General features: G+C 38.3%; 12 protein-coding genes. 9 read left to right on the top strand and 3 right to left on the bottom strand.

Going from position 1 to position 13,671, the window contains the following annotated elements; genetic code table 11:
• Window positions 1-92: 92 nt before the first annotated feature.
• The 3 genes from AWW67_RS06125 to AWW67_RS06135 are packed head-to-tail and all read left to right on the top strand — an operon-like array spanning window position 93 to window position 2,551.
• Window positions 93-602 carry a DUF4199 domain-containing protein gene (locus AWW67_RS06125; RefSeq protein ID WP_062300709.1) on the top strand — a complete coding sequence of 170 codons (510 nt, stop codon included), beginning with the start codon at window positions 93-95 and terminating at the stop codon, window positions 600-602.
• A 6-nt stretch (window positions 603-608) separates the two neighbouring features.
• Window positions 609-1,574 (top strand): glycosyltransferase family 2 protein, encoded by a 966-nt coding sequence (locus AWW67_RS06130; RefSeq protein WP_062300710.1) that lies wholly within the window; start codon window positions 609-611, stop codon window positions 1,572-1,574.
• The gene (locus AWW67_RS06135; RefSeq protein WP_062300711.1) at window positions 1,571-2,551 is read left to right on the top strand and encodes a glycosyltransferase family 2 protein; all 981 of its coding nucleotides are present in this window, start codon (window positions 1,571-1,573) and stop codon (window positions 2,549-2,551) included. Before AWW67_RS06130 ends, AWW67_RS06135 begins: the two co-directional genes overlap by 4 nt.
• Here AWW67_RS06135 and AWW67_RS06140 read toward each other — a convergent pair.
• Window positions 2,530-3,297, bottom strand: a complete 768-nt coding sequence (locus tag AWW67_RS06140; protein ID WP_053223660.1) for a class I SAM-dependent methyltransferase — start codon at window positions 3,295-3,297, stop codon at window positions 2,530-2,532. The two genes, AWW67_RS06135 and AWW67_RS06140, sit on opposite strands and share 22 nt — an antisense overlap.
• A gap of 325 nt (window positions 3,298-3,622) precedes the next feature.
• Here AWW67_RS06140 and AWW67_RS06145 point away from each other — a divergent pair, with 325 nt between their 5' ends.
• From AWW67_RS06145 to AWW67_RS06155, 3 genes are read left to right on the top strand one after another with little or no spacing between them, the layout of a single operon-like run.
• Entirely contained in the window at window positions 3,623-5,098 is a 1,476-nt protein-coding gene (locus AWW67_RS06145; RefSeq protein ID WP_071387061.1) for an efflux RND transporter periplasmic adaptor subunit, read from the top strand.
• An 8-nt stretch (window positions 5,099-5,106) separates the two neighbouring features.
• The gene (locus tag AWW67_RS06150) at window positions 5,107-6,486 is read left to right on the top strand and encodes an ABC transporter permease (protein WP_062300712.1); all 1,380 of its coding nucleotides are present in this window, start codon (window positions 5,107-5,109) and stop codon (window positions 6,484-6,486) included.
• A 15-nt stretch (window positions 6,487-6,501) separates the two neighbouring features.
• Complete coding sequence (locus AWW67_RS06155; protein ID WP_062300713.1) at window positions 6,502-8,013, top strand: TolC family protein; 1,512 nt, start codon at window positions 6,502-6,504, stop codon at window positions 8,011-8,013.
• Between the two features lie 26 nt (window positions 8,014-8,039).
• Here AWW67_RS06155 and purB read toward each other — a convergent pair whose 3' ends face one another.
• Window positions 8,040-9,383 (bottom strand): adenylosuccinate lyase, encoded by a 1,344-nt coding sequence (purB, locus tag AWW67_RS06160; protein WP_062300714.1) that lies wholly within the window; start codon window positions 9,381-9,383, stop codon window positions 8,040-8,042.
• A 204-nt stretch (window positions 9,384-9,587) separates the two neighbouring features.
• Here purB and AWW67_RS06165 point away from each other — a divergent pair, with 204 nt between their 5' ends.
• The 3 genes from AWW67_RS06165 (at window position 9,588) to egtD (ending at window position 13,064) form a co-directional block, all read left to right on the top strand.
• The gene (locus AWW67_RS06165) at window positions 9,588-10,703 is read left to right on the top strand and encodes a ferredoxin--NADP reductase (protein WP_062300715.1); all 1,116 of its coding nucleotides are present in this window, start codon (window positions 9,588-9,590) and stop codon (window positions 10,701-10,703) included.
• A gap of 117 nt (window positions 10,704-10,820) precedes the next feature.
• Entirely contained in the window at window positions 10,821-12,095 is a 1,275-nt protein-coding gene (gene egtB, locus AWW67_RS06170; protein ID WP_062300716.1) for an ergothioneine biosynthesis protein EgtB, read from the top strand.
• A gap of 3 nt (window positions 12,096-12,098) precedes the next feature.
• Complete coding sequence (gene egtD / locus AWW67_RS06175) at window positions 12,099-13,064, top strand: L-histidine N(alpha)-methyltransferase (RefSeq protein ID WP_062300717.1); 966 nt, start codon at window positions 12,099-12,101, stop codon at window positions 13,062-13,064.
• Here egtD and paaD read toward each other — a convergent pair.
• Window positions 13,061-13,558 carry a 1,2-phenylacetyl-CoA epoxidase subunit PaaD gene (paaD, locus tag AWW67_RS06180; protein WP_062300718.1) on the bottom strand — a complete coding sequence of 166 codons (498 nt, stop codon included), beginning with the start codon at window positions 13,556-13,558 and terminating at the stop codon, window positions 13,061-13,063. The two genes, egtD and paaD, sit on opposite strands and share 4 nt — an antisense overlap.
• Window positions 13,559-13,671: the final 113 nt, after the last annotated feature.

Here is a 13,671-nt window from a genome sequence, read left to right on the forward strand (position 1 = left end):
GCTTAAGTAAATTGAATCTTAACATTCATTATTTCTCTATTACTTCCTGAAAATTATTAATTTCAATTCATCAACCTTAAAAATTAGAAATTATGGAAGAACAAGTAACAGGTCGCCAGATAGGGATTAAGTTCGGAGTTGTCTTTGGCCTTGTAAGTACGTTATACACCTTAGCTATGGCGATGGCACGAATACAGTTGCCATTTGTAGGAATGTTTATTCAATGGGGTATTGTAATTGGAGTGTTTGTTTTTGCTTGTAAGGAATTCAAAGCAAACAACGGCAACATTATGTCATTCGGAAAGGGTTTTGGAATTCTGATGATGGTGTCTCTTATAGGTGGGTTAATTCGCTCTGTAGCCAGTTATGTTTACTTTATTGTAGATCCTGCGTATTTAGACTTCATTAAAGACGCACAACAAAACAGCCCATTCGGTCCTCCGCCAGACCAAGGAAATGCCGCGGATGTTGAAGGAATGATGGCATTCTTTACAAGCCCAGAGTTTATGGCCATCATGTCTTTTATTATGGCTATTTTCGCAGGATTGATCTTTGGTTTGATTGTTTCTGCCATAATGAAAAACGAAGAAGACGAATTTTAGAAAACATTGGTACAAGTTTCAGTAGTAATACCGCTTTATAACGAAGAAGAGTCGTTGCCTGAACTAGTAAATTGGATAAGCCGTGTCATGATTGAACACGGCTTATCTTATGAACTGGTAATGATAGACGATGGCAGTAACGATAGTTCTTGGGAGCAAATCCAAAAGCTGTCTTCGAATTTCCCCATCAAAGGATTGAAATTCAATCGTAATTATGGAAAATCGGCTGCCTTGAATGTGGGCTTTAAGCATGCGGAAGGCGATGTGGTAATTACTATGGATGCTGATTTGCAAGATAGTCCTGATGAAATTCCAGGCCTATATGCCATGATCAAAGAAGGGTATCATTTGGTGTCTGGCTGGAAGAAAAAGCGCCACGACCCAATTTCTAAAACCATTCCTTCTAAATTTTTTAATCGAATTACCCGAATTTTATCGGGCATTAAACTGCATGATTTCAATTGTGGTTTAAAAGCTTACGACCATAAACTTGTTAAAACGCTCGAGGTATATGGCGAAATGCATCGCTACATTCCTGTAATCGCTAAGCGTAATGGCTTTACTAAAATTGGAGAAAAAATAGTAGAGCACAGGGCAAGAAAATACGGTACTACCAAGTTTGGCTTGGAACGCTTTATCAACGGTTTTCTTGATTTGATTTCCATTTCCTTTGTGTCGCGTTACAAGAAAAGACCAATGCATTTTTTCGGTACTTTGGGCACACTTTCATTCCTCATCGGGTTTGTTTTTGTGGGGTGGATTTCATGGCAAAAAATTCATGCGATTTATATTCAAAAGAGCAATGTGTATAGAGATGTAGTGGATCAACCCCTTTTCTTTTTGGCCATTGCAGCCATTATTATAGGTGTCCAGTTGTTTTTAGCAGGTTTTTTGGGCGAAATGATGACCATGAATTCGCAAAACAAAAACGACTATATTCTTGAAGACCAAATTGGTTTAGATAAGAAATGAGGTTCTATTCGGTAATCATTCCTGTTTACAATCGTCCCGATGAAGTAGATGAACTTCTGAAGTCTTTAACACTTCAAACCTACACTCAGTTTGAAGTAATTATTGTGGAGGACGGTTCGACTGAGAAATGTGACCAAGTAGTTGAGTCTTACCAAAACCAACTTTCCATTCAATATTTCTTTAAAGAGAATTCAGGCCAAGGCTTTTCAAGAAATTACGGTTTCGAAAAGGCTAAAGGAGATTACTTTGTGGTTTTTGATTCAGATTGCATTATTCCTGAAGACTATTTCGAAAAAGTAAATCAGTTTTTAGATTATACTCCATTAGATGCTTTTGGTGGCCCTGATAAAGCGCACCCTTCATTTTCTCCATTGCAGAAAGCTATTAGTTATTCTATGACTTCGCCTTTTACTACGGGTGGAATTAGAGGGAATAAGAAGCATGCAGGCACTTTTCACCCGAGAAGCTTTAATATGGGTATTTCTAAAGAAGTGTTTGAAGCTACAAAAGGCTACAAAATCACCCGAATGGGTGAGGATATCGAGTTTAGTATTCGAGTAATTGAAGCTGGTTTTAAAACAGGTTTAATTCCCGAAGCCTTTGTTTATCATAAAAGAAGAACCAGTTTCTCTCACTTTTATAAACAGCTACACTTTTTTGGCAGGGCACGTATTAACGTAAACCGTTTCTTTCCAGGAGAACTAAAAGCGATTCATGCTTTGCCCGCTGTTTTTGTGCTTGGGTTGTTGGTTTGGCTTACTACTATTTTCTATTCCACAGTTCTATTTACCTTAGGAGGAGCACTGCTTACCTTATTTATATTATGCATTTTCATTCATTCTTCTATACTGAATAAAAGTATGGATGTAGGTTTGTTAAGTGTAACGGCAGCTTTTACTCAGCTTACAGGTTACGGAATGGGGATGATTTCAGAAATATTAAAACCTAGAGGCGATCAACCTTTTTCGCAAAAGTAAATGATTTCATTGGCTGGAAGCGCATATTTTTTCACAGTTTCAGCTGGCAATTCCATCACAAATCGATCTTCTGTTACTTTAAAGCCAGCTTTCTCTAATCGCTTGCCATAATCTAAACCAAACAACCGAACATGATCATTCTGCCAATAAACGCGCTCTCGTTCTTTAGGGTCGGTAATTGTGGGGTCTTCTAGTGTTTCTTTTCTACTATAGTCTTGCGGAGATTGAATAATAGCCCAGCCTCCTGGCTTTAATACCCTATGAATTTCGCTCATGGCTTTGATGTCATCATCCACGTGCTCCATTACATGATTGCAGAAAACCACATCAAAAGTATTATCCTCGAAAGGAATGTCATGAACGTCCATTTTTACATCGGCCAAAGGCGATTCTAAATCCGCAGTGGTATAATCAATATTAGGCATTGCTTTAAACTTGTCGATAAAGCATAGTTCTGGCGCAATGTGCAGAAGTTTATTAGGGGCGGTAAAGAAACTCGTTCTTTCTTTTAAGTAGAGCCACATTAAACGATGCCTTTCTAATGACAGGGAGTCGGGGCAGAGGGCATTTTCTCTAGGGTTCAGCCTTCCGTAAGGCAGAAACTTACGGTAGCTAATTTCACAAATTGGGCAGGTAACATTGTTGCCACGCATAAAAATGCTCACCACCTTTAGCAAGTGATGACTAAATAGTTGAAGGTATTTTCTAGGCACCTTTCTAATAACAAAACTGATGAACCTTTTCATTCGAGCGATTTGCGCAAAGATAGAAGATAAGATTAAAAGCATGGCTTGCCACTGAAAGGAACATGCTGTTGTCTGCACTGAATATTTACCGTTTTTATAATTGAACCATAGTTCGGTTAAACTAAACCTGTGTTAAAATCATCTAAGATCGATAGAAGGGGTTCGAGAAAATCACTGGTGTAAAAGCACGTAATTCAGTGATTTTTAAACATATCGAGCCTTTTTGGCTTTTACTTTAGTGGCTGCATATTTCTGTATATGGAATTGCGGACAGATTTAATAGCCCTAGTTTTGCACATATTTTAAAACAATTATAAAAAGAGTCATGAGAAAAAAACTCATTATTATCGGTTTGGTTGTCGTTACAGCTATCGTTGTTACCCTCACCGTATTTAAAACGGATACAACTGAGGATGCAGTGTCATTATTTGCTACCGCTGAAAAAGGTGAATTTACTGTAGAGGTAACCACCACTGGTGAACTTTCTGCTGAAAGGTCTACTAAAATCATGGGGCCAACAGCGGCAAGAGATTTCAATATTAGAACAATGACCATCACCAAGTTGGTTGAGGAAGGAACGCAAGTGAAACAAGGTGATTATGTTGCCGACTTAGATAAGAGTGAGCTTTTCGAAAAAATTCAATCTGAAAAGGAACAGCTAGATGCTCAAGTAGCAGAATATGAGTATGCTAAAATTGATACTGCTCTTACCCTGAGCGGAGAAAGAGATAAACTATTGAATCTTGATTATTCAATAGAAGAGAAGCAATTACAAATCGAACAATCACAGTACGAACCACCAGCAACTAAAAAGAAATACCAAAATGAGCTGGATAAGCTTTTAAGAGATAAAGAGCGTGCTATTGACAACTATAAGTTAAAGGTAGAACAAGCTAAATCAAAAATGATTGATGAAACTGTTGATCTTAACAGAAGAAAAACGAGATATAATAATGGCTTAAAATTATTAGAAGACTTTACAATTTATGCGCCACAAGATGGTATGGTAATTTATACCAAAGGCTTTGGTGGAGAACGCATTGTTGAAGGATCTCAGCTTCAGGGTTGGAGCCCTGAAGTGGCAGAGCTTCCAGATTTGTCGAGCATGATTTCAACTACTTTTGTTAATGAGGTGGATATTAGAAAAGTAAAGCTAGGCCAACCTGTTGAAATTGGTTTGGATGCATTTCCCGATAAAAGACTTACAGGAAAAGTAACTAGAGTGGCTCGTGTAGGTCAGCAAAACCCAAATTCAGACGCAAAAGTGTTTGAAGTGATAGTAAGGGTAAACGAAAGTGATAAAGAGTTGAGGCCATCGATGACAACTAGTAATGTGATTGTTACTCAGAAGCTTACAGATGTTATTCATGTTCCTTTAGAATGTCTTCATGTTTATAACGATTCTATCAACTACGTAATTAAGAAAAACGGTACTCTTCAGGAGGTTAAGGTTGGTTTAACCAATAGCAACGAAGCGGTTATTGAAAAAGGAGTTGAAGAAGGTGATGTTTTATACCTAAGCAAACCTGATGGTATTGATGGAAAGGAACCAAATTTGATTCCTGAATTGAATGGCACCAGAATGCAAAAATACGAACTAAACCCTTCTGAAAATAAACTAGAAGATGACAGTAAATGGGTAATGCCTGATGGTACACCTATGAGTCCTGAGGTGATTCAGAGATTGAAAGACCGTGGTATTACAGACCCTTCTCAAATGATGAGAGGTGGCTCAGGAGGACAGCGGCCATCAGGGACTGGCGCTTCTAGAGGCGGACGTTCAAGTCAACCAAATCAGTAAATTCAATTATGAATAAGCAAAGTTTATTATCCAATTTCTATATCGCGCTCGAAGCGGTGCTTGCCAACCAGTTGCGCTCTTTGCTCACTGCCTTGGGTATCATTTTCGGAGTTGCTGCGGTAATCGCTATGCTAGCCATCGGTAACGGTGCCCAGAAAGAGATTTTGGAGCAAATTGAATTGGTAGGGGTGAATAATATTATTGTTCAACCCGTAGTAGAGCAAACCGAGCAGCGCATAGGTGAATCCGATGAGAATGATAAAAAGAAGTTCTCGCCAGGGCTAAAATTGCTTGACGTAGAGAGTATTCGCAATAACATTCCTGGAGTGGAAAGGTTGAGCCCTGAAATTCTGCTAGAAACTTATATCATTAAAAATGGTATAAGAAGATCTTCAAAATTAGTAGGTGTAGAGCCTAGTTATTTTGAGGTAGCCAATTTTGAGTTGGATGGAGGAGAGGTTTTTAATGAAAACCAATTAAGAGTTGGTGCGCCTGTTTGTATTATTGGTAAAGGTATTCAAAGTAAGTTCTTCCCTCAAGAAAACCCTATTGGACAGAAAATCAAAGTAGGCACTCAGTGGTTAGAAGTAATTGGTGTATTGAAAGAAAGGTTTATCTCTGAGAAAGCCATTTCTAACCTTGGTATCCGTGACTATAACATGGATGTTTACACCCCAATTCAAACGGTTTTGGTAAGATACATTAACCGTGATTTGGTGACTGGTTCTGGACTTAAAAAGAGTTTTGGAGGTATGAGCATGATGAGTTTTGGAAGAGGGATGAGCATTTCTATTTCGGGAGCTTCTTCTGACTCTGAAGATTCAGCGCCTAAAAACTACCATCAAATTGACCGTTTGGTAGTTCAAGTGAGCGAATCTGCTAAATTAAGTTCTACTGCAGAAGTTCTGTCAAGAATGTTGGAAAGAAGGCATTTTGGAGTTATTGATTATGAAATCACTATTCCTGAGTTGCTTCTAAAACAACAACAACGAACACAGAATATTTTTAACATCGTGTTAGCCGCAATTGCCGCCATTTCACTGCTGGTAGGAGGTATTGGAATTATGAATATTATGTTGGCGTCTGTAATGGAAAGAATCAAAGAAATTGGTTTGAGACTTTCAATTGGTGCAAAATCTACTGATATTGTTTCACAATTTTTATTTGAAGCTGTGTTAATTTCAGTAACGGGCGGTATTATAGGTGTGATTTTGGGTATTGCATTAGCCTTTGCAGTATCATCTTTAGCAGACTTCCCAACCGAAATTAGCTTTGCGTCAATTGCAATATCATTTGGAGTGGCGGCTACTGTAGGGCTTATTTTTGGAATTACTCCTGCTAGAAGAGCTGCAAGTCAAGATCCTATTACATCATTAAGACACGAATAAGATTCTAAAAACATTATGAAAAAGGTCATATTATTATCATTACTATTTATAGGTCTGGCTCAAGTATCCTTTTCCCAACAAAAAAGAGTGTTAACTCTGGAAGAGGTGATTCAGTTGGCAAGAGAAAACTCTAGAAGTGCTAAGAGAGCAGAAACACAGAGAACTTTAGGCTATTGGAGTTACAATGTTTATAAATCCCAATTAAAACCTCAATTGAGACTACAAGGGACATTACCAAATTACACTAATAGATCTATACCAGTTACACAGAATGATGGTTCTGTAGTATTTCGTAAGGTAAATCAGAATAATTCGGATTTAAGTCTTGGCTTAGAGCAAGTGTTGCCTTGGACCAACACTACAGTCTCATTTGAAACTAACTTAGCAAGGTTTGATGATTTTGATGGTGACAATAAATACTATCAAGGTGATCCCGTTGGTATTTCAATTACTCAGCCTTTGTTTAATGTAAACCCTTTTAAGTGGGATAGTAAGATCCAACCGTTGGAGTATGAACAATCAAAAAGGTCGTATGTCCAGTCTATGGAGCAAGCATCTCAAACCGCAGCGAACCTGTTTTTTAGATTGCTTGTTGAGCAGAAGAATTTACAGATCGCTTTACAGAATGCTCAGGCCAATGATACTGTTTTTAAAGTGGAACAAGGTCGTTATAACATTGGAACCTCGACTGAAGATCAATTATTACAAACAGAGCTTGATTTGTTAAACTCAGAAAGTGATGCTCAGCAGGCACAGTTAGAAGTTCAATCACTTTCACTGGAGTTAAGAAACTTTATTGGTCTTACGGAAAATGTTGATTTGGAGCTAATAGCACCCATGGAAGTCCCAGTTTTTGATATTGACTATGAAACGGCTTTGCAGTATGCTAAGGATAATAGAGCGGAGTATTTAGACTTTCAATTGGATAGACTACAGGCTGAACGTAATGTCGCGTCTGCACGGGCAACTCGCTTTAACGTGTCAATATCTGCTTCATATGGCTATAATAGTGCGCAAAGAGATGAGCTAAATGAAGTTTACCAATCAAGTAATGTAGCTGCTGGTTCACAATTCAGGTTGAGTTTTAATTTGCCTATCCTTGATGGTGGTAGAAATAAAGCTAGAATGAATCAGGCATATGAGCAGCAGAAGCTGACTGAGTTTACGATAGATCAAAATATGATTACTTTCGATCAGGAAATTGCAAATGCGGTAAGAAACTTCCAGCAAATTATTGAGCAAATAGAGTTGGCTAAAAAGAGTGAGGAAATAGCCTTGAAGCGTTTTGAGATTACTAATGGAAGGTATTTGGCGGGTAAAGTTGATATTCTTACCCTAACAAATGCTAGAACTAGTAAGGATAGTGCGATACGAAACTATGTTCTTGCTTTACAACAATACTGGGACGCTTATTATGAGTTAAGAACATTGACCTTGTACGATTTTAAAGATGGAGTACTTCTTTACAATGAACTATTGGAATACGATCCAAAAACAGATTCAGTAATTGAAAAAGCTAAGAAATAAAAAAAGCCCCGTAAGGGGCTTTTTACTTATAGGCCAGTATAATTAAATGGACTGATTTGCATCAGTTCATTTTTTATTTCTGCTGATATTTCTAAAGTTTGAATAAACTCTTTCATTACTTCAGCAGTGATTTTTTGATTGGTTCTGGTCAATCCTTTTAAGGCTTCATAAGGTTTTGGATAACCTTCTCTTCTAAGTATGGTTTGAATAGCCTCGGCAACAACCGCCCAGTTATCTTCCAAGTCTGCGTCAATAGCAGCTTGGTTTAACTCCAGCTTCTTAATTCCTTTTTCAAGCGATTTTAAAGCGATAAGCGTATGACCTAATGGCACTCCAATGTTACGTAATACCGTAGAATCCGTTAAGTCACGCTGTAGCCTAGAGATAGGTAGTTTAGCAGAGAGATGTTCGAAGATAGCATTGGCAATTCCCAAGTTTCCTTCGGCATTTTCAAAGTCAATTGGGTTTACTTTGTGCGGCATGGCCGAAGAACCTACTTCACCTGCTTTAATCTTTTGTTTGAAGTAATTCATGGATACGTATTGCCAAACATCACGAGAGAAATCTATCAAAATAGTGTTAATCCTTTTCATATTATCGAAAAGGGCTGCAATATGATCGTAATGCTCAATTTGTGTGGTAGGGTGGCTGCGCTGTAAGCCAAGCGATTCTTTCACAAACTCATTACCAAAGTCAATCCAGTCGATGGCTGGGTAGGCCACGTGATGTGCATTAAAATTACCCGTAGCTCCACCAAATTTAGCCGCAAACGGAATGTCCCCCAACAGAATCATTTGTTCTTCAATACGATTGCTAAATACATGCATTTCTTTACCTAGCCTAGTTGGAGAAGCGGGTTGGCCATGTGTTTTGGCCAGCATAGAAATGTTTTTCCATGTTTCAGCCATTTCGTTAATCATGTTTTTCACCTCTAAAAAAGAAGGCTCGATCACTTCATGCATCGCCCTTTTTAATGACAAAGGAATGGCAGTGTTATTAATATCCTGCGATGTTAACCCGAAATGAATGAATTCTATATGTTTTGTAAGGCCAAGTGCTTCAAACTTGTCTTTCAGAAAGTACTCAACCGCCTTTACATCATGATTCGTGGTTTTCTCGATTTCTTTGATACTCAAGGCATCTGCCTCGGTGAAATTTGTGTAGATAGCCCTAAGCGCATCAAAAACTTTAGAGTCTACATCTGATAATTGCGGAAGAGGAATTTCGCATAGAGCGATGAAATATTCTACTTCAACTTCAACGCGGTATTTAATTAGCGCAAACTCAGAAAAATATTCTGTTAGCGCATTGGTAACCCTTCTATAGCGACCGTCAATTGGCGAAATTGCCGTGAGTGTATTCAAATCCATTTTTTCGGTTTAAAAAGAAAGGGCAAAGATACTAAAATGTACTGGCTTGAACCTCCATTTCTGTAACTCTTCCACTGTTTCTGTATCTAAATTGGCAGAACAATTCATAGTTCAGCAGATGATGATTACTTTTGCATTCTTTTAAACTACTTTCTACGCATTGGTGTTGTTACACTGATAATTTTTATAAACAGAATTTAAAGCATGGCATTCGGATTATTCAAAAAAAAGCAAACAGAGAAAAGTGAAATTCCTTCGGTGAAAGCCGGACACTTAAACTTAACAGTAAAAGAAGTAGTAAACGAAACTACTGATGCCATTAGCATTTACTTTGAACAACCAGCTTCTGGAAATATTAAGTACAAATCAGGTCAGTTTTTCACGCTTATTGCCAACATTAACGGAAAGCAAGAACGAAGAGCATATTCACTTTGTACTTCACCATTTGTAGATGATTACCCAGCTGTAACGGTAAAGCGTGTTGAAGGTGGTTTGATGTCAAATCATTTGGGTGATAACTTGAAAGCAGGTGATGTAATGGAGGTATTAGAACCTATAGGAAACTTCACTACTACTTTCGATTCCAATAACGAAAGACATATTGTTCTTTTTGGTGGCGGAAGTGGAATTACACCTTTAATGTCAATTGCTAAATCTGCGTTGAATCAAGAGCCTAAATCAAAGGTTTCTCTTATTTATGCCAACAGAGATTCTGATTCAATTATTTTCAAATCTGCTTTGACACAAATGGAAAATGATAATCCAGAGCGATTCAAGGTAGTACATGTGCTAGGCGAAGCACCGCCTGAATGGAAAGGTTACAAAGGCTTGCTCACTCAAGATATTATTAAAGAAGCACTGGATATGTTGCCTAAAATGGAAGAAGGGCAAACAGAATTCTTTATGTGTGGCCCAGGCCCAATGATGGATATTGTAGAGTCATCATTGTCTAACCTAAATATTCCGAAGACTCAAGTTCATAAAGAAAGTTTTACTTCGGATGCGGCTAAGAAGAAGGAGAGTGAGCCCGTGAGCAATGAGATTATTGCGCGCGAAGTAACCGTTATCTATGACGGTGAAGAGTTCAAATACACTGTTGAACCTGGCGAGACTATCCTTGAAAAAGGTTTGGATGAAGATATTGATTTGCCTTTCTCTTGCCAAAGCGGACTATGTACAGCTTGCCGTGGTAAATGTGTTTCTGGAAAAGTGAAAATGGATGAAGATGAGGGACTTTCTGAAGCGGAACTGAACGAAGGTTATGTGCTTCCTTGCGTTAGTCATCCACTTACCGATGATGTTGTTATTGAAATTGGTTAAGTCTTTCTGAAAATTTTCAGAACTTTTAGCAAGGGTTATTGGTCTTATATTAGTGCGGATTGAAAAACTAAGTTCGTACTATTAAAATGATTAATTAAGAAACGCCCTTGCTTCACTATGAGTTCTTCAACAGATCAGGTTTTACTTCTTAATACTCTTTTAAACGATTATCTCAAGGTAAGAGCGCTAACCAACGAACTTTGCGAGCCTTTACAACCAGAGGACTTTGTAGTGCAGCCTGTGGTAGATGTTAGTCCTCCTAAATGGCATTTGGCGCATACCACTTGGTTTTTTGAAAACTTCGTGCTCAAGCCAAATATGGCTGATTACAAAGTCTTCGACAAAGATTATCATTTCCTGTTCAACAGCTATTATGAAACTGAAGGCGAGCGCTGGATTCGTTCCGAACGAGGAGCTTTATCTCGCCCTTGGGTAAACGAAATTATGGCTTATCGTTCGTATGTAGATGAGCACATGAAACATTTTCTTTCAACAGACGAGGAGGTTGATGATGAGGTTATCGAAGTATTGAAAATTGGTCTCCATCACGAACAGCAGCACCAAGAGTTACTAGTTTACGACCTCAAACATATTTTGGGAATCAATCCATTGTTCCCCGTTTATAAATCTTTTCAGGAGGAAAAACATCAGCCGAATCTCGCAGAGAATTTTCTTGAAGTAGAGGAAGGTGTTTATACCGTTGGTTATCAAGGGAATGATTTCCATTTCGATAATGAGAAAGGTGTGCATAAGGTTTTTCTTCACCGCTATCGAATTCAAGATCGGTTGATCACCAATGGTGAGTTCATGGAATTTATTGAAGCTGGTGGTTACCAAGATTTCAATCATTGGTTAATGGAAGGTTTTGAATGGGTGAAGAAGGAAAATATACGAGCACCTTTCTATTGGCTCAAGCAAGATGGGGTTTGGAAGCATTATACCTTAGCAGGCTTAGAAAATATTAACCCAGATGAACCTGTAAGCCATGTGAGCTTTTATGAGGCAGATGCTTTTGCCAAATGGAAGGGCAAACGTTTGCCTACAGAGTTTGAATGGGAAGTAGCTTGCAAATTGCACGAACCTGAAATTCCAGAATCAGCCAACTTTGTGGACGATCGAAATTTTAGACCTATGCCTCGTCAGGGTAAAAACACTCAATTTTACGGAGATGTCTGGGAGTGGACAAATAGCGCTTATTTAGCTTATCCGTTTTACGAAAAGCCAGAAGGAGCGCTAGGAGAGTATAATGGTAAGTTTATGATCAATACCATGGTACTCCGAGGTGGTTCATATGCCACGAGTCGTAACCATATCAGGCCTACATACCGAAACTTTTTTCATCCACACCTACGTTGGCAGTTCACAGGAATCCGACTAGCAGAAAACTTTTAACTTATGAGCGATACTACCGCTACACTTTCCACCTTTGCAAGGGATATTCATTCAGGACTTACTTCAAACCCTAAATGCCTTTCCTCAAAATACTTTTATGACGAAAAGGGCGATCAGCTTTTTCAATCTATTATGGATTTGGAAGAGTATTACCTTACCCGTTGCGAATTCGAAATATTTGATCAGCAGAAGGAAGAAATTCTAAAAAGTTTCTTGGCTAATGACACGAGTTTTAAACTAGTAGAGTTAGGCGCTGGAGATGGTACAAAGACGAAAATATTACTAAAGCATTTTACAAACGAAGGGGTAGATTTTTCCTATTCACCAATTGATATCTCGCAACATGTGCTGGATATTCTCTCAGATGACTTGGAGAAATCAATCCCGAAACTACATGTAAATGCTATTCAAGGAGATTATTTCGATGCCTTAGCTAAACTTAATGAAAACCATTTTCAGAAAGAAGTGGTATTATTTCTAGGCTCAAATATTGGGAATTTCTCCAACGGGTCAGCTCCAAAATTTCTGAAAAGGTTGGGTGATAACTTAAGCTCTGGAGACCTTCTTTTTATTGGTTTCGATTTAATGAAAGACCCTAACGTTATTTTGAGTGCCTATAATGATAAGTTAGGGGTGACTAAAGCGTTCAACTTAAACTTGCTTGTAAGAATCAACAACGAGCTTGGTGCTAATTTCGATTTAGAAGGTTTCGAACATTTCCCAACCTATGACCCTATAACAGGGGAAACTAAGAGTCATCTAATCAGCAATAAAGCACAGCAGGTTTTTATTGAAGCTACAGGCGAAACTTATTCGTTCGATGCTTGGGAAGCAATTCACACGGAAGTGTCTCAGAAGTATAGTTTGAAAAGTATTCGTCAGTTTGCAGAGCAGGCAGGTTTTAAGGTAGTGAAGAATTTTACAGACAAAAATAATTACTACGTAGACTCGCTTTGGGAGAAAATCTAAAGGGGTTTAAACTGTTCGAATGCCTGATTGCAATTGTGGCAAAAATGTAAGGAACGACAAAGCGCTGGGCCAAAAGGTGTTTTCATTTCTGTATTCGTACTATCGCAATATGGGCATTTAGAGTGCTCTAATAAATCAATATCGACAATCAAATTGTGCTTTGGAGGAGGAGCAAGACCGAACTTCTTTAGTGCAGCTCGGCCTTTTTCAGAAATCATGTTAGAATTCCACTGCGTTTCAAAAGAAAGGTGGACATCAAAATCGTCAATCCCATTTTTTTGGAGTGTTTCTTCAACGTCACGTTTCATGTAGTCCATGGCAGGGCAACCTGAGAAAGTTGGCGTCATATTTACTTTGACTTTCCCAGATGCCTGAATTTCAATTCCGGTAATAACCCCCAAATCGTTGAGCGAAAGCACAGGGATTTCAGGATCCATAACTTCATCTAGCCATGTCCTAATTTCTTCCACTGATATGTCCTTCGTATTGCTCATTGTGCTTTTACAACATTATGTCCGATCAAAAGTTTCTCCAAATGACAAATGACAAATGACAAATGACAAATGACAAATGACAAATGCTGTCTCTTATACACATCTCCGAGCCC

Source organism: Roseivirga seohaensis (genome assembly GCF_001592945.1).
Taxonomy (GTDB): Bacteria; Bacteroidota; Bacteroidia; order Cytophagales; family Cyclobacteriaceae; genus Roseivirga; species Roseivirga seohaensis.